This window comes from Hungatella sp. (genome assembly GCF_046966825.1).
Map to the genome: position 1 here is coordinate 11,676 of NZ_JBKVCZ010000057.1, position 21,567 is coordinate 33,242.

20 protein-coding genes are annotated in these 21,567 nt (G+C 50.5%); 1 reads left to right on the top strand and 19 read right to left on the bottom strand.

The genetic code is table 11. The annotated features are described in order from the left end of the window. Positions 1–5: 5 nt before the first annotated feature. From metF to ACLTD4_RS17735, 11 genes are all read right to left on the bottom strand, one after another. Entirely contained in the window at positions 6–878 is an 873-nt protein-coding gene (metF, locus tag ACLTD4_RS17685) for a methylenetetrahydrofolate reductase [NAD(P)H] (RefSeq protein WP_412331449.1), read from the bottom strand. A 145-nt stretch (positions 879–1,023) separates the two neighbouring features. Further along, entirely contained in the window at positions 1,024–1,848 is an 825-nt protein-coding gene (locus tag ACLTD4_RS17690) for a sugar phosphate isomerase/epimerase family protein (protein WP_117624461.1), read from the bottom strand. 9 nt (positions 1,849–1,857) lie between these two features. Beyond that, positions 1,858–3,024: a Gfo/Idh/MocA family protein gene (locus tag ACLTD4_RS17695; RefSeq protein WP_117624460.1), complete on the bottom strand. Its 1,167-nt coding sequence runs from the start codon at positions 3,022–3,024 to the stop codon at positions 1,858–1,860. Between the two features lie 27 nt (positions 3,025–3,051). Next, positions 3,052–4,131, bottom strand: coding sequence for a LacI family DNA-binding transcriptional regulator (locus ACLTD4_RS17700; protein WP_055653379.1), 1,080 nt, complete (start codon positions 4,129–4,131; stop codon positions 3,052–3,054). A gap of 69 nt (positions 4,132–4,200) precedes the next feature. Continuing rightward, positions 4,201–5,559, bottom strand: coding sequence for a GH1 family beta-glucosidase (locus ACLTD4_RS17705; RefSeq protein WP_412331450.1), 1,359 nt, complete (start codon positions 5,557–5,559; stop codon positions 4,201–4,203). A 4-nt stretch (positions 5,560–5,563) separates the two neighbouring features. Continuing rightward, complete coding sequence (locus tag ACLTD4_RS17710) at positions 5,564–6,280, bottom strand: SDR family NAD(P)-dependent oxidoreductase (protein WP_181988579.1); 717 nt, start codon at positions 6,278–6,280, stop codon at positions 5,564–5,566. A gap of 89 nt (positions 6,281–6,369) precedes the next feature. Next, positions 6,370–7,776, bottom strand: coding sequence for an extracellular solute-binding protein (locus tag ACLTD4_RS17715; protein ID WP_117624457.1), 1,407 nt, complete (start codon positions 7,774–7,776; stop codon positions 6,370–6,372). Positions 7,777–7,810: 34 nt separating this feature from the next. Further along, a complete protein-coding gene (locus ACLTD4_RS17720) occupies positions 7,811–8,275 on the bottom strand; it encodes a VOC family protein (protein WP_055653375.1) in 465 nt (154 codons plus the stop codon). A gap of 16 nt (positions 8,276–8,291) precedes the next feature. Next, complete coding sequence (locus ACLTD4_RS17725) at positions 8,292–8,747, bottom strand: VOC family protein (RefSeq protein ID WP_117624456.1); 456 nt, start codon at positions 8,745–8,747, stop codon at positions 8,292–8,294. Between the two features lie 32 nt (positions 8,748–8,779). Then, a complete protein-coding gene (locus ACLTD4_RS17730) occupies positions 8,780–9,682 on the bottom strand; it encodes a carbohydrate ABC transporter permease (protein WP_055653373.1) in 903 nt (300 codons plus the stop codon). A 46-nt stretch (positions 9,683–9,728) separates the two neighbouring features. Then, a complete protein-coding gene (locus tag ACLTD4_RS17735; RefSeq protein ID WP_055653372.1) occupies positions 9,729–10,592 on the bottom strand; it encodes a carbohydrate ABC transporter permease in 864 nt (287 codons plus the stop codon). Positions 10,593–10,975: 383 nt separating this feature from the next. Here ACLTD4_RS17735 and ACLTD4_RS17740 point away from each other — a divergent pair, with 383 nt between their 5' ends. Next, positions 10,976–11,074, top strand: a complete 99-nt coding sequence (locus tag ACLTD4_RS17740; RefSeq protein WP_278245202.1) for a putative holin-like toxin — start codon at positions 10,976–10,978, stop codon at positions 11,072–11,074. A 281-nt stretch (positions 11,075–11,355) separates the two neighbouring features. Here ACLTD4_RS17740 and ACLTD4_RS17745 read toward each other — a convergent pair whose 3' ends face one another. The 8 genes from ACLTD4_RS17745 to ACLTD4_RS17780 form a co-directional block, all read right to left on the bottom strand. Beyond that, positions 11,356–12,312: a 2-hydroxyacid dehydrogenase gene (locus ACLTD4_RS17745; protein ID WP_117622072.1), complete on the bottom strand. Its 957-nt coding sequence runs from the start codon at positions 12,310–12,312 to the stop codon at positions 11,356–11,358. Between the two features lie 15 nt (positions 12,313–12,327). Further along, complete coding sequence (locus tag ACLTD4_RS17750; RefSeq protein WP_243008236.1) at positions 12,328–13,740, bottom strand: FAD-dependent oxidoreductase; 1,413 nt, start codon at positions 13,738–13,740, stop codon at positions 12,328–12,330. A 113-nt stretch (positions 13,741–13,853) separates the two neighbouring features. Then, positions 13,854–16,439, bottom strand: coding sequence for a glycoside hydrolase family 2 protein (locus ACLTD4_RS17755; protein ID WP_117622071.1), 2,586 nt, complete (start codon positions 16,437–16,439; stop codon positions 13,854–13,856). 33 nt (positions 16,440–16,472) lie between these two features. After that, on the bottom strand, positions 16,473–17,414 hold the full coding sequence (locus ACLTD4_RS17760; protein ID WP_117622070.1) for an aldo/keto reductase: 942 nt from the start codon (positions 17,412–17,414) through the stop codon (positions 16,473–16,475). Positions 17,415–17,444: 30 nt separating this feature from the next. Beyond that, positions 17,445–18,116, bottom strand: a complete 672-nt coding sequence (locus ACLTD4_RS17765) for a response regulator transcription factor (RefSeq protein WP_055653368.1) — start codon at positions 18,114–18,116, stop codon at positions 17,445–17,447. A gap of 13 nt (positions 18,117–18,129) precedes the next feature. Continuing rightward, entirely contained in the window at positions 18,130–19,761 is a 1,632-nt protein-coding gene (locus ACLTD4_RS17770; protein ID WP_117622069.1) for an ATP-binding protein, read from the bottom strand. 37 nt (positions 19,762–19,798) lie between these two features. Further along, positions 19,799–20,647: a carbohydrate ABC transporter permease gene (locus tag ACLTD4_RS17775; protein ID WP_117622068.1), complete on the bottom strand. Its 849-nt coding sequence runs from the start codon at positions 20,645–20,647 to the stop codon at positions 19,799–19,801. An 8-nt stretch (positions 20,648–20,655) separates the two neighbouring features. Beyond that, the gene (locus ACLTD4_RS17780) at positions 20,656–21,567 is read right to left on the bottom strand and encodes a carbohydrate ABC transporter permease (RefSeq protein ID WP_070102342.1); all 912 of its coding nucleotides are present in this window, start codon (positions 21,565–21,567) and stop codon (positions 20,656–20,658) included.

Here is a 21,567-nt window from a genome sequence, read left to right on the forward strand (position 1 = left end):
ATTACTTACGCGGCCAGCAGGCGGTAGACAGCCTCGTGAATCTTTGCCGCAACGTAAGGATTGTTCATGGTATAAAGGTGAATGCCGTCGACGCCACGCGCAATCAGATCCACGATCTGGTCCACCGCGTAGGCGATACCGGCGTCACGCATAGCCTCGGGATTATGCTCATACCGTTCCATCATTGCGGTAAATTTTGAAGGCAGGCTTACGCCGCAGAGAGATACCATACGCTCGATCTGCTTTTTGTTGGTAACGGGCATGATCCCCGCCTCCACCGGAACGTGAATTCCCGCCAGCGAAGCGCGTTCCAGGAACCGGTAGAAACAGTCATTGTCAAAGAAGAGCTGCGTGATCAAATGGTCGGCGCCTGCGTCCACCTTGGTCTTTAAGCTGCGGATATCCGTCAGGATGTTTTCCGATTCCGTATGGCCTTCCGGATAGCAGGCCGCCAGCACATTGAATTCCCTGAACTCATCGTGTTCTCTTATAAAGGAGATCAGGTCACTGGCATGCTCGAAGTCGCCGTCCGGGCGGCCGCCCTCGGGGATATCTCCGCGCAGAGCGAGAATATTGTCGATTCCTGCTCTCTTAAATCCGCCCAGCAGGCTGATTACATCGTCTCTCTTCAGGCCGATACATGGCAAATGCGCCACGCTCTCGATCCCGTATTCGTTCTTGATTCTGGAGGCAATCTCCGTCGTCGCCTTACAGTTTTCACTTCCGCCCGCCCCGTATGTAACGCTGATAAAATCCGGATTCAGTTTTCTTAAACTGTCCAGTGTCTCGTATATCGTCTCGACCGGATTCGTTCTCTTCGGAGGAAAGACCTCGAAGGACAGCACCGGTTTCTTTGCAAATATATCTGTTGTTTTCATTTTTCTGTCTCCCTGCCGGTTCGGCCATATGCAAAGGGCAGCTGCCCCTTTCGCCTTTGGCGGCTCTGATTTTATGACCATAATCATAGCATAGATCGACAGCATAGGGAAATATAGATTTTGTATTGTATTATATAGGTATTTCCTATGGGATATCCGCACCGAAGCGCTTGACATACTTCAGGCTTTCTAAGTATTCCTCATCCCCTTTGAGGTGCTCAATGATAACCGGCATATCCGCATTGACGTGTTCTGCCAGCCTGATATAATTCCTTAAATCCAGCGTCCCGTCTCCGCAGGCCGTCTCCTTTAACTGGAAGGTAAATTCCTCCCGCAGGGATACGTCCTTAATATGGCAGCTTTTTATCCGGTCTCCCAGCATCGCAAAGCACTGCTCCATAAATTCATGATTGTTAAAATACTTATCCGGGCTTGTAATCCAGTTTGCCAGATCCATATGCACGGCAAACCGCTCCCGGTTCACATCCTCCAGCAGCCGCAGATACTGCTCCGGACCGGCTGGTACCATCCAGGGCATCGGTTCCAGCGTATAATACGTCCGCTCCGGCATCGCCTCATCGATAATATTCTGAATGGATCGCACCGTCTTCTTCCAGTGCGCCTCTGTAAAATTCTCCTTGTAAGCCCCATCCCACCGGCTTCCCGCGCTACCGGCTATATTGACGCAGCACGACGCGCCAATCCGGTCTGCCAGCTGAAGCTGCCGGACACAGCGGGTGAAAGCCTCACTCCGCACATCTTCATCCGGTGACAGCGGATTGGACCACGCCCCTACCTCAGCGATTGTAAGCCCTTCCTGCTCTGCGGCTTCGGCATACGCACCGACAACCGCCTCTCCCGCCATATAATCCACAGGAAATACAACACAGCCGCAGCCGATGGCTTTCATATTGGCCGCCCACTCCTTTGGAGTCTCATGTTTTAGCGGCGACGCTAATCCCAGCCTCATATTTTATTCTCACTTTCTGTTCTGTCTGACTTCTCCCGCAGAATCCCTCTCCTTCAGAGGCTCCGGCCTTCCGCAGGTTGTCTTCATATAATAGCACCCGCCGCTCTTCGCAGCTTCCATAATCCCATTTATGGCTTCCAACACGTGGCAGACCAGGTCCATTCCGGCTCTTGCAGGCCTGTTTTCATTTATGGCCATCGCTAAATCCAGCGCCCCGGCTCCTCTTATATACTCCGCAGTCTCGGGATAGAGCCGTCTCAGTTCCTCTTCATCCGGGAAGCTGCGGTTTAACGGCTCTGCTGCGGCCGTACGGTCCGCCAGCACCGTCTCTTTCCTGGTAACCTCCGGCATTCCCGACGACATATTGGGATCCGGTGCAGACAGCGTCCCCTCTGTTCCATATATTTCAAACATCGGCAGAGTAGCTTTCCAGATATCGAAGCTGATGGTCAGATTGACAATCAGCCCGCCGGAAAGCTTTAAAAGGGCCGTATAATAAGTGGGAGTCTCAACGGTAAGCTCTTCGCCCGCCAAAGGCTGGCTGTAGATCTTCCGCTTCTCAAATCCGGTTGCCGCCATGGCTCTGATCTCCGCAACAGGTCCAAACAAGGCCACGACAGCAGTTATATAGTATGGCCCCATATCGTAAAGCGGCCCGGCCCCTTCCTGGTAAAACTGAGCCGGCGCCGGATGCCACGTTTCCACTCCGCAGGACATCATCGCCGCGTTTAAGTAGAGCGGCCGTCCTATGGCTCCCCGCTCTAAAAGCAGTCTGGTCCGCTGCAGCCCCGGTCCCAAAAACGTATCCGGAGCTCCGCCGATCCGCACTCCCCGCTCCTCTGCCAGCACCGTCAGCTCCCTCGCCTGTTCCCAGGTGAAGGCAAACGGCTTCTCGCAGAATAAATTCTTACCCGCCATCAGAATCCGGCGGTTTAATTCATAATGGAACTTAGGCGGCGTCAGATTGATAATCATGGAAACGTCCTTATTTTCAAGCAAATGATCCGGATCGGACCACGTTTCAATCCCGAACTCTCTGGCACGCGCCTCAGCCTTCCCGGTATCCACGTCCGCACACGCCACGATTTCCAGAGGCTGGTACAGCTCCTGTATGTTCTTTATGTAGGTGCTGCTGATCACACCGCAGCCTAATATACCTGTTTTTACTCTATCCATGAGTTCTATTTTCTCTTTCCCCCACGCTTAAGAAGTAGCGAGGGCTATATTAGGCGAATTTACACCCGTGCTGTTTCTAACGATCAATTCCGCCCCCGATATCCGGATCACCCGGTACGGGCGTTCCGGATTCTCAATTCTCCACAGGATCGTCTCCGCAGCGCTCATCCCCAGCTCTTCCCGGTTCACACTCACCGTCGTCAAATCCGCGGCCAGTGATTCGCTCAGATTATCAAAACCGGCCACAGCCACCATCTCCGGCACCTTTACCCCCGCTGCGCGGAAATACCGCATCAAGGAAATGGCCAGCACGTCATTAAAACACACCACCGCTGTAGGGAAATTCTTCAAATGCGAAAGCCGCTCCTCTGCCTCAATCTTCTGTACGATCTCCTGGAACTCTCCGATAAAACAGTCCTCCGATCCCACGTTTAAACCCGCGGCCGCCAGCCCCCGGCGGTAGCCCTGCCACCGCTCCTTATTCGTCAGCTGACCGTTTATGGCTCCGGCATAACCGATTCTCGTATGTCCCAGATCTGCCAGATGGCCGATCAGCACCTTCATGGGCTCTTCATTTACGCCCATGATAACATCGGAGAAAAGCCCTTCCGCCCACGCGTCTTCTACCGTATCCACAGCCACCACCGGAAGTCCGCACTCCCTGATCCGGCGGATATGGTGTTTCTTAAAATTCCCCAGCTGAATGATTCCGCTGGCCGTCCTGGGATTAAAGTTAATCGGGAACTCAAAATCCGTATCCTCCGACAGATCGAGAAAACACAGATTCAGATTATAGCCGCGTTTCGTCAGAGTCCTGACCATTCCGCTGATGACAGGCGCCCAGTAAGAGTCCGTTGTACAGTTTAAGTTTGAAAAAAGGCAAATCTGTTTTAAATCCGACATCGTCACATTTCCCTCCTGTTCCGAAGGGACTTCAGCCTCCTGCATCTGTCTCTCAGAAATATGACGGTATCCGAGCTGTTTTGCCGTGCTCAAAATCAGGTTCCGCGTCTCCTCACTGACTCCCGAGGCATAATTTAACGCCTTGGAAACAGTCAGTCTGGATATTTTCAAATAATCTGCTATGTCTTGCTGTGTTGTCCTCATCTTCGTACCCCCTGGGTTCTGACAATCTCTTTTATCGTTACGGTTCACGCTGTGCACAGTAACCTTTTATCACAAATGAACACCGTTGCCGGCAATTACGTCTCTGTACCAGTATCCGGAATCCTTGATAGTCCTCACCTGTGTTTTGTAATCGACATGAACGATTCCAAAACGCTCAGAGTAACCCTTTGACCATTCATAATTATCCATCAGGGACCACAAAAAATATCCCTCAACAGGAGTCCCTTCCTCCGCCGTTTTCTTTAAGCAGCGCAGATACCGCTGCAGAAAATCGATCCGGTTCGGATCATGAACCTTTCCATCCAGTGAAACACTGTCGTGAGCCGCCATTCCATTTTCTGAGATATAAAACGGCTTCTGATATCTTTCATATAAAAACCTGGGACCCCAGTACAGACTCTCTGGTGTCACCGGCCATCCGATGGATGTGCGGGCGTATCCCGGCTCACGCGGAACATAGCGGTATCCGCCGTTTCCATCCGCGCATACCGCGCTCCCGTTATAGATATTCTGACAGTAAAAATCGATCGGCTCAGAGATCACTTCCATGTCCTTTGCCCCGATCTCCGGCATGATATCCCGGTACAGGCGAACCCCTTCCTCGGGGTATTTCCCGAAGAGAACAGGATCGCTCCACCAGGGAATATTCCACATAAAATTATCCGGATCCGGACATATATCGAAAGTTGCCATTCTCGCAGCCTCCACATCCTCCGGTTTCTGCGTATCCGGATAATGGGCGCTGCACGTCGGCGCATACCCAATTTTAGCATGCGGAGCCACTTTCCTCAATACTTTTGTGACTTTTCCATGGGCAAGAAGCACATGATGAGCCATCTCCAGAACGGCTCTCCGGGACATGATATTTCCCGGGGCATGCTCGCCGGTCACGTGGCCCAGACCGATAAAACACTGAGGTTCATTAAACGTAATATAATGTTTCACTTTATCGCCCAGATACTCCGCCACGATCCGCGCATACTCTGCAAAATAATCTGTGATCGCGGGGTTCTGCCAATCGCCGATCCGGTAAAGCCCGTATGGCAGATCCCAGTGGAACAGTGTCACATACGGCTCAATCCCATTCTTAACGAGTTCATCCACCAGGTTCTTATAAAAGCGGAGGCCTTCCTCATTCACCGCCCCATATCCCTGCGGCAGAATCCTGCTCCAGGCCACGGAGAAGCGGTAGGCCTTTAACCCAAGTGCCTTCATAATCGCCACGTCCTCCACATAGCGGTGATAGTGGTCCGCCGCCACATCTCCCGTGTGCCCGGAAAATGTCTTTCCCGGCATGCGGGCAAATTCATCCCAGACGGTTAAGCCTCTGCCGCCTTCCGTCACAGCCCCCTCTACCTGATAGGAAGCCGTTGCCGCTCCCCACACAAATCCATCCTTAAATCCCATCCTGTCACTCCTTTCTTCCAGTCTGATGCAGCATAGCGTTTCCACGGTAATCCACATAGATTTCCCTGTTATCCGCAAGCACTTCACCTACCGCCAGACGATATATGCCTTCGGCCGACTCCGCCGCCTCAATCTGGCCGTTCTCCGCACCCATGGCAGTCTTCATACGCCCCGGGTGAACGGAAAAGACGCGGGTCGGTATACCCAGCGCAGCAGCCGTCTGCTTCAGTATAAAGCCATACTGTGCAATTGCCGTCTTGCTCATACAATAGGCCGCGTACTTCGGCCCCACTCCGTCAATCGAGACCACCTCAGACGAAATATTAATCACGGTTCCTCCCCCACTCTCCGCCAACAGGTCGAAAAAGCGGCTGCAAATATAGACAGGACCTATGGTATTTACTTTAAAGGTCTTCTCCAGCTCCTCATAGCGGTCCATTAGAATGGTTCCTTCCCTGTTTAAGAGCACTCCGGCCACATTGATCAAGATATCCAGACGGTCCGTGTATTTCCCGACTGCCGCTCTCGCCGCCTCAATACTGTCTTTATCCGAAACGTCCAGCAAGACGGGAATCAGCCGGGGATCGCCCTTCAGTTCTTCCAGCTCCATCAAATCATCTGTCTGCAGCACACCTGCGAAAACCCGGTGTCCCTCGCTTAAAAATTTTCTGCATAATGCGGCGCCCAGTCCCATAAGCGCCCCCGATACCAATACATCCATAGCTTCTGCCTCCATCCGCGAACAAACGGGCCGCCGCACTGATTCCGTGCAGCAGCCCCGTTTTCACCAGAGCTTATTTAAACATTGCTCTACTGCGTGTTCTGCAATTCTTTTTCCATTCTTCCCTGCAGATCCGTCAGCAGCGGCTCCGGGTCCTTATCTTCATAAAGACACTTGTCGCGGACGGAGATCAGTTCCTGCCCCATGACACTTCGAATGCTGCACAGCGCCGGGGTATTGGAGTGCTCGTTAAAGACCATATTCTTGATAACTGAATAGCGCTCGTCATTCTCCTTTACCAGCGTCAGCTCGTCGATAACGTCTTTTCTGGTAGGTGTGCTGTACCATGTCTTGTTGTTGTCATCCGCAATATATGCGTTGGCAATGTAATCGACAAACCGGGCAGCCGCATCGATATTCTTCGCACCCTTAGGTACGCAGTACGTATTGACGCCCAAAACGGAACCGCCGTACAGCTCCGGATGGCTGTCGCTTACTACCATCGGCACTACCGTATAGTCCATATCCGGCACATACTGCCTGATCGCGTTGTTAAACCAGTTTCCATTCATCGTCATAGCCACTTTTCCCGTAAAGAACGCGTGATCCGGTGAGAATGCGCCTCCAAAACCGGAAGCGAAGGATTTAATCTTCTCCGGGTTATATTTTTCTGCATACTTTCTCTGCCAGTTCATCATCTCGACAAGGTCCGGATCGGTAAGGTTGATCTTCCCGTCCTCATAAATCTGAGCGCCAAAGTACCATGCCTGATTGTAAACGTCGGTCTCCGCGCCGTCAATCCATGGGATAAAGCCCATTGTCGTATAGTCGTCGCCTTCCTTCACCGTCATCTTATCCGCCCACTCATCCAGTTCCGATATGCTCTTCGGCGGATTGCTCACATCCAGGCCGGCCGCAGCCGCTTTTTCATTATTAATGAAAAGCATCTGCGTGTCCGTCTCCATCGGCATGATGTACCATGCTCCATCGATATCCATCAGGCTCTGAACGCTGGGCTGGTAATCGTCTCTGGATCGGCCAAGCTTCTCCATAGCCGCAGATACGTCCTCGAAGGCGCCCTGGGCCGCCATGGGATAGGTCAGAAGGTTCGGTGCACAGATGACATCCGGTACATTGCCGGAGGCGATGGCCGCCATCAGCTTTCCATTGGTAATTCCCGCATCCGGCGGCACATACGTAGCTTCTACTTTTATGCCCGGATTGTTCTTTTCAAATTCCTCGATACGCCACAGATCCCAGGTCTCCGAATCTCCACCCCACGGATACCAGTATTTGATTACAACCTCTCCTTCCGCCGGCGTCTGCGCTGCTTCCGATTTGCTCTCCTCCGTCTGTGCTCCGGCCTCCTTCGTGGTCTCACTCTGTGCGGTATCGCTCTTTGTGGTTTCATTCTTTGTGGCCGCTGTACCGCCGCATCCGGCCAGATTGCACGCCACTGCCGCTGTAAGAACCAGTGCTGCTCCTCTTTTTCTCATGAAATGCTCCTCCTTTTTATTTTAATGATTCATTTCAGCCTTCCGGCTCATATTTTAAATTGAACAGGATTCCATACTTCTCCATGGACTCCGGAAGCAGATACTCGCCTCCCGGATATTTTCCATGGTGTCTGACCGGGCAGCCCCTGTCTTCGAAAAATGCAACGGCTTCCTCCAGATCATCGACCATAAAGCCCACGTGATGGAACACCACCTCCTTATCCCCCAGAGCTTCCTTCCAGGAGCTGTCGCATTCATCCGGCTCCATGATCTCCAGGAACAGCTGACCCATGTCAAATCCGCATAGCCTGGCCTGTGTGCCGGAAGCGATTCCCCGGAATTTCGTCTGCGCCACCTCCACCGGCGGCATCGAATTAATCTCGGGCATGGGGACTCCGAACACTTCCGCGTACAGCGCCGCCGTCTTTTCAATATCCCTGGCGACCAGTCCTACCTGACAGCAGGTCTTGGGATTAATGATTCCTTTTCTCTTCTCCATCTCGTATCTCCTTCTCTTAAAAGCTTTCCAGAAGCTCGAAAATCAGTTTCAGATCTTTTCTTGCATCAATATAGGCGTACATTCCCGAACCATTTCCGTAATTGCCCTTTTGCATCAGCGGAAATCCTTTTTCACCCAGAGTCTTTATCTTGCCCTCGGCATCTTTTACCTGGAAGGCGATGTGATGAAGTCCCTCCCCCTTTTCATTGAGAATATCCCGCCATGCGCTGGGCTTCTCATCCGGTTCAATAAGCTCAATCTGGACCGTTGGCGTATCGAAAAACATCATCTTGCAGGAGGCCGTGGAACGTTCCCCGTAAACTTCCGCCTTTACGATCTCATCAGGGCCGGAATCCGCAATCTCCGGCCTCTCGATTCCAAAGAAATCTGCAAAGGCCTGCCCTGTCTTCTCCACATCATTGACTACCAGTCCAATCTGACACACTACATTTGTTTCTATTACGCTTCCCATTTTTCTACCTCTCTTCCTTCTTATTAAATATGTTAAGACTCTTCTTTGCCAAAACCGGTTACCTTCAGCATGACAAAGGTCAAAATCATCGCAGCCACCAGCATGATCCAGGCCATCGCGGATGCATACCCCATCTTCATAAACTTAAACGCATTGTTATACAGATAATATCCGAAGAAGGTCGTCGAATCATTGGGACCTCCGTTCGTCATAACGAAGGATTCCGTGAACTGCTGCAGCAGCTTGATCATATAAGTGACCACATTGTACACGATAATCGGCTTCATAAAAGGAATGGTAATATACCGGAACTTATGTAAGATATTGCCTCCATCGATCTCCACTGCCTCATAAAGGCTCGTCGGTACATCCTGCAGACCGGCCAGGAATATAATGATCAGGTTGCCGGAGCACCATAAATTCATCAGAATCATGCCCGGCTTCGCCCACCGCGGACTGGCCAGCCAGCCCGGTCCGTCGATCCCGATCAGTGCAAGTCCCTGGTTTACCGCCCCATTGTCCTTAAGGAGCCAGATCCACAGAATGCAGAGCACAACCATCGGCACCAGCGTCGGCATGAAGAATAATGTCCTGATAAAAGAAACGCCTCTCAGTCTCCGGTCATTTACAATTGCCGAAATGATAAATGTTACGATAATAATTACGGGAAGGCCCACCAGCATCATATACCCCGTATTCATAATGGACTTGATAAACAGAGGATCGCTGGTAAACAGCGTCTTATAATTATCTAAGCCTACGAATCTGGGGGCCTTAAGTGCGGAATAGTTCGTAAACGAATACCGCAAAGAATTAATGATCGGATATAAAGTAAAGCATAAAAATCCCACGATCCACGGGCTGATAAACGCCAGGCCCGTCAGAAGACTCCGTCTGTCCGTCTTCGATCTGCTCCTTGTTTTTTTCCTGTTCATATCTTACTCCTCTCTGCGTGTCACCTCTCACGCATCCAATCCGGTATTACCCCTTGATACCGGAAAATGAAATTCCCTCGATAAAGTATTTCTGAAGGATAAAGAAGATAGCCAGCATCGGCAGTGTCATCGACACTCCAACCGCAATAACCAGAGGCCACCTTGGGTCGTTCGTACTCATCAGCTGTTGAATTCCGATGGACAGGGTATACAGCTTGTTATCCGTCAAAAATACCAGCGGTCCGATAAAGTCATTCCAGCAGTTCATAAAGGTAAAGATCGCCACCGTCGTCAGCGCCGGTTTCGCCAGCGGGATAATAATCCGGTAAAAAATAGTAAATTCGCTTGCCCCGTCTATCTTGGCGGATTCCGAGATATCATACGGTACCCCGATCAGAAACTGCCGCAGCAGAAAGATAAAGAAGGCATTACCAAAGAACGACGGAACGATCAGCGGAAGAAAGGTTCCGATCCAGCCCAGCTTCTGAAACATCAGGAATAACGGAATCATGGTTACCTGGAACGGCAGAACCATCGTCATCAGCACCAGATAGAACACCGCGTTTCTTCCTTTCCATTTGATTCTGGAAAATCCATAGGCCACAAGGGAGTTGGAGAACAGTCCGCCGATCACGTTGAATACAATGATAAACAGCGTATTTCCCAGATACTTGAGAAATGGAAATCCGGTAAATCCCTGGATATAGTTCCCTATCGTCCATGTTTCAGGCAGCCACTTCGGCGGTGTCCGGAATAAATCCTGACTCGTCTTAAAAGAACTCAGAATCAGCCAGATAAACGGAACGATAAACGCCAGCGCCAGAATCGCTATAATCAGGTACTCGGCCGCCACCTCAATCGTGCTTCGCTTGATCCGCCTGTCCTTCTCCTTTGCCTTTAATTTTTCCATAAGCCCCTCCTCTTACTTCATTCATGATACGGTCATTTTATATGCATACATTTTATTTCCTTTGTTAGTTACATGGTACTATACTTTTATGCAATATGCAATATTAATTTTCCATTTTCGGTGCTTTATTATGTTATTTTACCTTTTTCACAAACACAAGCGCTTTATTTTGCACACATGTCACAAGTTTATAAGCTTATATATGCTTACATTTTGTAAGATAGCTGAGGTATGATATTTTTCACATAAAAAACGTGGAGACAGCGGCTTCTATAGACCGCTGTCTCCACGTTATGAATGCGTATTATACCATTCGATTTTTTTATTCTATCTTCTATCATCGTCTTTAGTCATGCCTATCCGAAAGGAGGTGGTTCTATATGATGTCTACATATGAAGAATTTATGATTATCATAAATGCAGCAATGCTTATCATTGCTATTCTCGTTTACATAGATAGAAAAAATGGTACAAAAAAATAGTCACCCTCCCTCCAAAGGTAAGTGACTATTTTTTAATAGCAACTAATCGCATGGAAGCCACTCTGTGGAGTGGACTGCCTTTTGTACCTTTATTATAAACCTATCTATTCCATCGTGTCAATTAGAATTTTTTCTGCTCTGGCGCTTAACTGGATAAGAAATATATCTGTGCAGAGATCCTCTCTACGTTGAAAGAGATGTCAATATGCGGAAAATTATACATATCTGGCCGATCTGCATCAGCCTGCATTTTTTATAATTCCTTTATTTTCCTGGCAAATTTATATCTTACAAACATTCTGAGGCTTCCCCTCCAGCCAGGCAAAGACATTTTCAAACACGATCTCCGCCCGCCGAAGCATGGACTCTTCCGAAATAAATGCCTGATGAGGTGTCAGCAGCGTATTCTTTGCGGACAGCAAAGGATAATCTTCCGGAAGCGGCGGTTCCATATCGTAGACGTCAAGGCACGCATAACCGAGACGCCCTTCATTCAATGCGTCGGCCAGTGCCTGATTATCCACAATCGGACCTCTGGCACAATTAATAAACACGGCATCTCTTTTCATAAGTGCGATGCGGTCTGCATTCAGAAAGCCTCTGGTTTCTCCATTGAGCGGAAGGTGCAGTGACACAATGTCGCTCTCCGCCAGAACCTCTTCCAGGGAGCAGTAGGTAATCCCCATCTTCTCCGCCTCTTCCGAGCGGCTTCTCCCATAGGCGATCACTCTCGCCCCAAATGCCAGGAACAGCTTTGCGGTCATCAGGCCTATGCGTCCCAGACCGATGATTCCCACCGTTCTGCCGCAGATCTCCCGACCGCCGATTCCCGCGCTTGTCCCGCCTTTGCGAAGCTGGATATCCGCCTTCCTTATATTTCTAAGTCCGCTCACTGCCATCCCGATGACGAGTTCTGCCACAGTCTGATTGGAATAACCGGCCGCATTGCAGATCATGATTCCTTTTTCTTTGCAAATATCCGCTGCTACATGGTCAATTCCTGTAAATGCCACGGATATCATCTTTAAATCCGGATCAGACAGAATCGCCGATTCCGGGTAGGGATGATTGGCTATCATGACAACATCACTCCCTGCAGATCGAACAGCCAGCTCTTTCGGATCTGTCGTCACGGTGTCAAACCACTCAAACTCATGCCCCATCTCCGTCAGCTTCCGGGCATATTCCTCGATTGTTTCCGCGGGACCCCCTATAGGCTCCAGTAATTTAATTTTCATCCCTGTTCTCCTTTCTTATGTAGCATCACCTAAAAATACCCCCTGCGACCTCAGCGTTTTTCGCAGTTTCTCCGCATTAAGATCTCTCGGCAGGATATTTTCTTTTACGCACAGCGCCGCCGCAGTTCCTGCTGCCTGGCCCTGAGCCATACAGGACACGGTATTTCTCGTGGACATATGTGCCTCCCAGGTGCTGGTAATGCATCTTCCCGCCACCAGCAGTCCCTCCACATGCTTTGGAAGCAGCGCCCGGTATGGAACACCGTAATATCCGCCTTCCTGAATGGTAATTCTTGGGGCACAGTCATGGAATCCATATAAATACACCTCATCCCCAAACCGTTTTCCTGATACAATCTCCTCGAGGGACAGGTCATACTCACATTCCACGATTCTTGTAAGTCTCACGCCGATACTGGCCGGCGTCCAACTCACATAAGCGTGTTCAAAGCCCGGAATATACTGTTTCAGCATCGCCGCCAGTTTCATAATCTGATGGCGGAGCGCGATCTCCGCCTTTGAATAAGCCTCCGTGTCGGTGGTATCCACACTGGGCAGCGCCGCCGAATTGATGTAGGTGAATTCTCCCTCATGAAGAGAAAAACCAAGGGGTCCCCACATCCCCGTCCGCTCCATAAACTCCGTAAATTCAGGCACCTTTTTCAGTTCAAAGCCAAGCCGTATCACATGGTCGGTCACGCTCCCCTTGTCCCCCTCGATCAGCTGGTTGACAAGGCCCTTCTCCCGGCAGAATTCCACCAGCCGGGGCATATCCACATTTGTCATGCCAAAAGGCATTCCCACCGAGGTTGTATCATGCTTTTTAACAAATCCTGCTCCAGCCAGCGCCGCCACATCGCCGTCGCCGGTGGAATCGATCACAGTGCGGGCAAGTATGGCTTCTCTTCCGGATTTCCCTTCGATGATAATTCCCTCCAGCCGCCCGCCGTCTTTTATCACATCTGCGATCACCGTATGAAGCAGAATCCTCACACCTGCCTCTTCCAGCATGGTAAATGCAACATCCTTAAAAATTTCCCAGTCTATCAGTGTAATAGCAGAATCGTAGTTCCCGCCCTTATCCTGTTCCAGATGCCCCGGTGATCCCGATGCCTCCATCATGCGCGTCACAATTTCCTGCGGAATTCCCTGAACCACCTGAGTCTTTGCCGCATCCGCATAGGCCTTATACAGGTTAAAAAAGCTGTGCAGCGGTCCGGCCCCATTCACAAGAGTTCCCCCTACATGGCCAAACCGCTCCACCAGTATGGTGTCCGCTCCGTTTCTGGCTGCTGCCAGCGCCGCCGTAAAGCCTGCAGTTCCGCCTCCGCAGACGACCACATCACAGTCATATCTCACCGGAGTCTTCCTGTACTCCTCAATCTCTCTTTTCATAAAATGTACATGGAAATTCATATCTTTAGACATGAGAGGAATTGTACCCCTCTTGACTCTTTCGTGATCTCCACTTAGCCTCCTCTCTTTTCCAACTAATGATACAATAATAGTCTCCAAAATTTTCGCTTGCCATTTACTTTATTTTACGGTAAAATATACTTAAATAAACCGTTCCATTTTAACCCCAAAGATTGATATTCTGTTTTCCCCTCATCGTCATCATAGATGGCTTTCGCCTTCACCGTTCCCCTCTCATGGCGCCCCAGAACCCGGATTCTCTTTTCCATTCCGGGGAGCAAATCGAAGTAATTGTCCTCAAACAGCCAGCCAAATTCATCGCCGTCCTCATCCCCGGTCAGTTCTACGCATCTGGCAAACCGGCTCGCAGTGATGACAAGGTCATCTCCCTCCTGCCTGATCTGAAGCCCCGTATGTTCCGGGTACTCCATTCTTCGTTCAATCTCACACGGCTCCGCACACATTCCCAGAATTTTGCCTTCCTCGGAATATGCGACAGCACAGACCAGATTGCTTTTTTTGAACTGACCAAACCGGTCAATCGTACAGACCGGTTTCGATTCATCCGGTTCCGCCTGAAAATCCTCATAAAATACCGCCTGCCGTTCATTCTTTACTATGTCAAACAGAAATATTTCCAGACGTCCGCTTACGGCGCCCCCCGTATCATTCGTCACCCAGATGTACCCATGATCCCCCAGCTCACACGACACAAGAAATGGCGAGTAACACCGTTTCAGCTCGTAATAGGGATAGTAGGGCTCCTGATAGTAGTCCACAATTCCATAGGAAATGATATTGCTGTTATTGTTAAATTTCCAGAGTATATGGCCCTTCGTTCTCCTGACTGTGCCGGTGGAAGACGCTTCATCTCCCCGGAAGCCCCTGCGAAACCGGCATACCTGCCCGTGAATATACTCCGCATGAGCGGCGCCAATCCGATAGACCAGTTCCTCTGCCGTCCCCGCGTCATAATAATGTTCCACAGGTCCAAGCTTTATAACGCCCTGATTCGTATTATGAAGCTCCCAGCTTTCCGGCCACTCTTTTCTTTGCCTCCGGCTAACACGCCCCGTATATCCCGGGGGCCAGAGTTCCTCCGGCTTCATCATCCGTCTCATGGACTTCATGGATGGTGTAGAGACCCGGCAGTTTTCACTTAAGAAAACGGGGAATTCCCTCCCTGGCACAAACCAGAGATGGGTGTAGCCATGAGTATCTCCCGCGGAGGGATCATTGGCAAAGTCCCCGCCGCACGGAGAAGACGGGTGGTAGTACCGATCCGGGTCCTGTTCCGCACATACTTGGGGAAATACACGGCAAACGATCTCCTCACCAAAACAGGGACCGCCGGGATTATCATAATCTCTCGATAAGAGCGTCTCATTACCGCCGCACCAGAGAAGTATGGACGGATGGGATTTCAACCGTCTCGTCATCTGCTCTGCCTCTCTGCGGCAGAGTTCCAGAAACTCCGGTTCCTCCGGGTATGCCGAATAGCAGAGATAAAAATCCTGCCAGATAAGTATCCCCCGTTTATCACACTCCTCATAAAATGCCTCAGGATAACGTTCGCTCTCCCCCCAGACCCGCAGAATATTGAAATTCCCCAGCTCCGCCAGATTAAACAGACGCTCCATCACCTCCGGGCGGTAACGGTTGCTCCGTGTATCAGGGTGGACGAGATTGGCCCCCCACAGCTTAAGCGGCTTTCCATTGATCTGGAAATCCATATCTCCCACCATGGATATTCTGCGGAATCCGATCACCTTTTCCACAGAATCCGCTGTCCCGCTGCTGCATAAATCCGCTGTCCCGCTGCCGCACGTAAGCTCCAGCCGGTATACCGACGGTTCGCCCATTGTCCACGGCCACCAGAGTTTTGGATGCGCTACCATGAGTTCCACAGTCTCAGACCGCTTCATGACTGGCCGTATTTCCTCCGCTTTCACACAGCCGTCCCCATCAAGAATCCTGGCCCGCAGCAGTTCTCCCCGGTACTCCTCCAAATCCCCCAGAAAAGAGGCTGTTACCGTAACCATACCTGTTTCCCCGTCTTCAGAAAGCCTGCTGTCCGCCGTCACCTCATCAAACAGAAGGGGATCTTCCCGCGCCAGAGTCACATCACCATAGAGCCCGCACCGGATCAGGCTCGGAACCGGGCCGCAGTACTCATGAAAACCGGAGCGGAATGCCCGCACTGCGGAGATAGCGGGGACACGCCCCTCATACCGTTTTGGAAGCCTGACCCCATTCACTTTTTCCTTTGCAGACCGGAACCAGATAAGCAGCACATTTTCTTCCGCCTTCACTCCGTCCACCGGAAACCGGTAATCCAGAAATGCATCGCAGCATGTGCCAACTAACGTTCCATTTAAATAGACCGAAGCAAAGGTATCTGTTCCCTCCAGAGTGAGATAAACTGATCCCCCCGCTCCCGCAAACGTACCGCCGGTAAATTCAAGCCGGTATACCCAGTCGTACTCATCAATCCACAAATCACGGTTAATCCCCGTCTCATTGGGGTTCTCTATCACGCCGTAATCCAGGAGCACATCGTGTACCTGCTCCGGAAAATCCCTGACTGAAAAGCTGCGGTCCTTCCCGCTGCCAGGCGTTCTAAAAGCTGCTTCCAACTCCTCCGGTCGATACTCCGTTCCCGCGGGAAAGCGCTTCAGGAGCCAGCCCTCCCGCAAAATTATTTTCTTCATGACAGTCTCCCTCAGGCCTTTTGCGGCACCAGACTAAAAAACAAAGCCTTTTGTACTGCTTAAGCGCTCCATAATCTCACTGCTTAAACGCAGTCCTGTGGCCGCTGCGTTATCCAGGGCCTGGGCCGCATTTTTCGCTCCCGGAATCACACAGCTGATACCCGGATACGTCATATTATACGCCAGCGCCAGATGCCCCATGGAGAGCCCCGTCTCCGCGGTACACGCCTCCACAATCTCCATATCCGGTCTTACCGCCTCAAAACGTTCCTCTGACCAGAATCCTCTCCGGTTGTCGCCTTCCGCAAAACGGGCGCCTTCCCGGTACTTTCCAGTCAGTATTCCGCTGGCCAGCGGCTGACTGGTCATCACCGCGATATTCCGCTCCTTTGCCAGCTTCACGACCTCCAGATTGGATTTGTTCAGGATATTAAACGGGCATTCCAGCACATCGATCACGCGGTCATGGTCGCGTTCCAGAGCGTGCATCGTATCTCCTGCTCCCCACATCGCCAGTCCTGCAAACCGCACCTTTCCTGACTGCTTCATCTCTTTCAGCGTCTCCAGTACCGCGGCTCTGTCCTGCCAATCCGCATCCGGGACATGCAGGAGATAAACATCCACATAATCCGTCTGAAGCCGTCCCAGACTCTCCTCCAGACACATCATGAGATAATCTCTGTTAAAATTCTTGCTGCGTTCCGGCAGACGGTAGTTCGTACCGCCCTTGGTCACGATAACGGACGCCTCTCTTCGTCCCTTCAAAAACTCTCCGATCAGTATTTCGCTGTGCCCATCTCCATAGGCGTCGCATGTATCGTATAAGTTGACTCCCTTTTCCCATGAAACATTTAAAGCTTCGACCGCATCCCTGTCGCTGCTTCCATCACCCCAGCCTTTTCCGCCAATCGCCCAGGCGCCGAATCCGATATCCGACACCTTCATGCCGGTCCTGCCAAATATATTGTATTCCATCGTTATCCATCCCCATTTCTATTAGTAGAATCACTCGTCAAAAATATTCAGTTCCCTTAACTGTGCCACCACATCCTTCATCCGCTTCTTGCCAAATTTCTTTAAGATATGGTTGACCTGGGACCGTATCGTGGTTTCCTCCACGAATCGCTTTGATGCAATGTCCTTATAAGTAAAACCTTCATACACCATTTTCAGGATCTCATATTCCGTCGTATTAATAAGAAGCATGACCTGAAAGGTCTCCTTTAACCGGCTCTGCTTCTCGTAGACTCTCTGGTACCCGTCGATCAGTTTCTTCGCCACCTCCGGTCGGACCAGAAGCTTATTGTCAATCACATCGTGAATGGATTTGACTATCTTTTCAATCGAGCTGGTCTTTATGATATAATCGACTGCTCCGGCCAGATATGCCTGAAATATAAATTCTTCGTCCTCATGAATGGTCAGCGCGATGCATTTCACCCCCGGATAACGCTCGTGGATTTTGCCGATTGCCGTAATGCCGGAGGTTCTGGTCTCCATTTGAATATCCATGAGAACAACAGAGGGAAGCAGCCGTTCCGCCATGATAAATGCCTCATGACCGGTAGCCGCCTGCCCCACCACCACGATATCGTCCGAGTGGGCAGCAATCTCCTCCGCCAGATGAATTCTGATCTCCTCCATATCATCCGCTATGACCAGCTTGATCTTCTCCATTTTCCTCCCCCTTTTACTTGGTGTCTCCAGGCGCCAATGCCTTCGGAGGCACTGGCACTGCATTATGCAATGCAGGACCAGCCTTCTCCTCCCTGCTCATGGGCAGGAGAAGAAACACCGACGTATACACTCCGTATCTGCTGTCAATCTTAATCTGCCCCAAATGTGCCCTGATCACCTTGTATACGTAAGGAAGACCCAACCCCCAGTTCATCTTCCCCTGTTTTCCGGAATAGTGCGGCGAAAATACGCGGCCGCGGTCACGGAAACGGATTCCTTTCCCATTATCCTGGATCATAATAATCAGCCACCGGAACAGAAATTCCAGCCGGATTGTAATTTTCCCCTCTTCCTTTCCCGACTGTTCAATGGCTTCCACCGAATTATTCAAAATATTAACAAGCGCCTTGCACAGATGATACCGGTCGTACATTCCGCAGATATCCTCGTACCCCTCACTGTTCCACTCCACCGTGATGTAAGAAGGCAGCGTAACCTCATTCAACGCCTCATCGATGATGCTGGTAACGCTGTTATTTAAGTAGTGGTACTTAATCTCTTTCAATTCATCCAGCATCTGCGTCGTCCGCCCCAGCGACTCGTCGATCAGCTTTCTCATACGCCCGATTTCCGGTATCGCCTCCTTATCCTCCACCTTATTTTCGATCTTCGTGATTAGAATCTGCTGGGAAAAGAAGAGATTTTTCTGAGAATGAAGCGTTTCTCCCAGCACCTCGTTCATAATGTTTAAATTTTTCTGGATCTTCCGCTTCACAAATGGCGTTGCCGACATGTCCATCCGGAAACTCAGCAGGATAAACATACAGAAGGAAATCACCACCAGTACCAGCGACGGGGCGGTCAAATAGACCTTCTGAATCCGGGCCTGGACATTTTCAAAAATCCAGAAACCGCTGCGGATTACCTTATCCACAGACACGCTGAACGGCCCGATATAAAAGAACACATAAAAGATTGCGTCGGCAAGCAGAAGCCCCATGGAAAACAGGAGTATCCGTTTGCGCAAAAACCGCACTGACGTCACCATCACATACCGGATCAGAACACAGATGGGACGCAGCAGCAACAGCAGAACCACCAGCTTAAAGACAACATTTATAAAACAGAACAGAGCGTACACAAGCGGCTTATTCCCGCTGATATGGTACAAAATATACATTTTTGTGGAAGTCACCGGATCATAAAGAATCAGGGAGAGAAGGGGGACCAGAATAAAGAGCCCGGCATGCCGGAATCGTGCGCCGGAGCGCGGCCGCATCCTGCGGTTCTTCTTTTCCGTTTTCGGCTCCCCTCTCCCCAGGTTTTTCTGAAACTCATAGTTAAAAATCGTCTCAGCCAGAAGGAACAGGGCGATCCCCACGTTCATGAGCCGGATGTTCATGACGATGGGAAGCGCCAGCCTGGCGGTTATCACCTTATAGATCATATAATCCAGCCGGTAATAAATACTTCCGCCGTAATATTCCCCGTAACTGGCAAACATATTGATATGGAGAATGATGGAAAAGAAGGCCAGTGTCGCCCCTGTTGCCATAAGAACAAATAAATAGGAATACCTGCTCTTATGGTCAAAGATCAGCAGTATAACAGAAAACGCCACCAGTAAACCGATTGTATAGAACATACTCTTTCCCCCACTCCCGTCCGTCTGAAAAAGACCGCTATCCTTTCACGGAGCCCTCCGTCAGACCTGAAATAAAATACTTGTTTAAGAATAAGTATACGATAAGCATCGGTAAAATGGAAATACTTATTCCCGCCAGCATCAGGTTCCAGGAGGACACCGCCTCGCCGCTGGACTTCAGGCTGACAACACCTACTACCAGCGGCCATTTGTCCTTTGCAGCAATGGTAAATACGTAAGGCAGAAGGTAGTCGCTCCAGGCTGTCCGAAATGCCACCAGACCTGTCGTCGCCACCAGCGGCTTGCAAAGCGGAAAAATGATTCTCCAGAATATCTTAAAGAAGCCGCATCCGTCAATCTGCGCTGCCTCGTCGATCTCCCTGGATATCTGCCGCACAAAGCCGGTAGCGATAAACACCTGTGTCGCGTTCATGCCAAACACGCGGATGATAATCGGCCCCCACAGCGTCCCGCTGAGCCCGAATACCTTGGCCAGACTGAGCTGCGGATAGAGCGACAGTGTCCCGATGGATACGAACATGGAGCAGAGCACCATGGTATTCACCACTTTGGAGAACCGGGTCGTCCCTCTGGCAAATACGTATCCGGCCGTAATCGACGTAACGACACAGCCGCCCACCACCACAACCGCATAGAAAATGCTGTTAAAGGTCAGCCTTCCGAAATCCGCCAGCTTCCAGGCCTGTATATAGTTTTCAAAATGCCACTCCGTCGGAAGGATGCCGAGTCCCCCTACCAGAATCTCCTTATTGGACTTAAAGGAGCTGAGTAAAATATAGATAACCGGAAACAGAGCAAACACGGCGATCACCAGGAGAAACGCGTAGATCACTATTTTCCAGATACTCTTACTGACTGTTCTCATAGCGCCTCCTATTCTTCCACTTCCTGCATTTTCTTAGATACCTTTAAATAAATCAGTGTAACAATTCCCAGGATCACTGCCGTGACGACTGCCATGGAGGAAGCGTAGCCGAACTGCACTTCCATGGCGGCACTCTCCCCATAGGAGAAGAAATACTTAAATATGTACGTCATGACCACCTCGGTGGAACCTCCCGGCGCTCCATTCGTCAGCACCAGAATCAAGTCCGTCATTTTCATGGTTCCCAGCACGCTTAACATGAGTACCAGCTGCAGGATCGGCGCCACCAGGGGCATGGTGATGTAAAAGAACTGCTGTACTTCATTGGCTCCGTCAATCGACGCGCATTCATACAGCGACTTGGAAATATTCTGAAGACCCATCAGGAAGTAGATCATATTCAGCCCGAAGGTCGTCCACAGCGACACCAGGATAATCACGAACATGGCGTGCCCCTTGTCGCTGAACCAGCTGATATTTTGAGTAATCAGTCCGATGTTTTTGAGTATCGCATTGACAATTCCGTTGTAGGCGCCAAACAGGATCGAGAAGATCAGTCCCACAACCGCAATACTGAACACGGAGGGCAGGAAAAATACCACCCGGAAGAAGGAGCTTCCCTTAATCTTATTATTCAGCAGCACCGCCAGAACCAGTGCCAGCGGAATCTCAAATATCATCTTCATGCCGGCAATCAAAAATGTATTTTTCAGTGAATTCCAGTATGCCGGATCCCGGCTGAACACCCTGATAAAGTTGCCCAGCCCCACAAAAACCGGCTCACTGTATCCGTTATACTTGAAAAATGACCATCGAAGCACCCAGATAATCGGATAGACGGAAAACAGGAGAAAGCCGATCGTCATAGGCGTAATCATCAGGATTTCCTGGATCTTGTTTGCGGAATGCAGTTTTTTCAT

Bases quoted from the DNA above. Each gene is read 5' to 3' on its own strand.
- ACLTD4_RS17705 (WP_412331450.1), bottom strand. From the start codon at position 5,559: ATGGGATTTAAGGATGGATTTGTGTGGGGAGCGGCAACGGCTTCCTAT.
- ACLTD4_RS17730 (WP_055653373.1), bottom strand. From the start codon at position 9,682: ATGAACAGGAAAAAAACAAGGAGCAGATCGAAGACGGACAGACGGAGT.
- ACLTD4_RS17715 (WP_117624457.1), bottom strand. From the start codon at position 7,776: ATGAGAAAAAGAGGAGCAGCACTGGTTCTTACAGCGGCAGTGGCGTGC.
- metF (WP_412331449.1), bottom strand. From the start codon at position 878: ATGAAAACAACAGATATATTTGCAAAGAAACCGGTGCTGTCCTTCGAG.
- ACLTD4_RS17770 (WP_117622069.1), bottom strand. From the start codon at position 19,761: ATGTTCTATACAATCGGTTTACTGGTGGCGTTTTCTGTTATACTGCTG.
- ACLTD4_RS17780 (WP_070102342.1), bottom strand. From the start codon at position 21,567: ATGAAAAAACTGCATTCCGCAAACAAGATCCAGGAAATCCTGATGATT.
- ACLTD4_RS17740 (WP_278245202.1), top strand. From the start codon at position 10,976: ATGTCTACATATGAAGAATTTATGATTATCATAAATGCAGCAATGCTT.
- ACLTD4_RS17755 (WP_117622071.1), bottom strand. From the start codon at position 16,439: ATGAAGAAAATAATTTTGCGGGAGGGCTGGCTCCTGAAGCGCTTTCCC.
- ACLTD4_RS17760 (WP_117622070.1), bottom strand. From the start codon at position 17,414: ATGGAATACAATATATTTGGCAGGACCGGCATGAAGGTGTCGGATATC.
- ACLTD4_RS17700 (WP_055653379.1), bottom strand. From the start codon at position 4,131: ATGAGGACAACACAGCAAGACATAGCAGATTATTTGAAAATATCCAGA.
- ACLTD4_RS17765 (WP_055653368.1), bottom strand. From the start codon at position 18,116: ATGGAGAAGATCAAGCTGGTCATAGCGGATGATATGGAGGAGATCAGA.
- ACLTD4_RS17745 (WP_117622072.1), bottom strand. From the start codon at position 12,312: ATGAAAATTAAATTACTGGAGCCTATAGGGGGTCCCGCGGAAACAATC.
- ACLTD4_RS17750 (WP_243008236.1), bottom strand. From the start codon at position 13,740: ATGTCTAAAGATATGAATTTCCATGTACATTTTATGAAAAGAGAGATT.
- ACLTD4_RS17775 (WP_117622068.1), bottom strand. From the start codon at position 20,647: ATGAGAACAGTCAGTAAGAGTATCTGGAAAATAGTGATCTACGCGTTT.
- ACLTD4_RS17710 (WP_181988579.1), bottom strand. From the start codon at position 6,280: ATGGATGTATTGGTATCGGGGGCGCTTATGGGACTGGGCGCCGCATTA.
- ACLTD4_RS17735 (WP_055653372.1), bottom strand. From the start codon at position 10,592: ATGGAAAAATTAAAGGCAAAGGAGAAGGACAGGCGGATCAAGCGAAGC.
- ACLTD4_RS17695 (WP_117624460.1), bottom strand. From the start codon at position 3,024: ATGGATAGAGTAAAAACAGGTATATTAGGCTGCGGTGTGATCAGCAGC.
- ACLTD4_RS17725 (WP_117624456.1), bottom strand. From the start codon at position 8,747: ATGGGAAGCGTAATAGAAACAAATGTAGTGTGTCAGATTGGACTGGTA.
- ACLTD4_RS17690 (WP_117624461.1), bottom strand. From the start codon at position 1,848: ATGAGGCTGGGATTAGCGTCGCCGCTAAAACATGAGACTCCAAAGGAG.
- ACLTD4_RS17720 (WP_055653375.1), bottom strand. From the start codon at position 8,275: ATGGAGAAGAGAAAAGGAATCATTAATCCCAAGACCTGCTGTCAGGTA.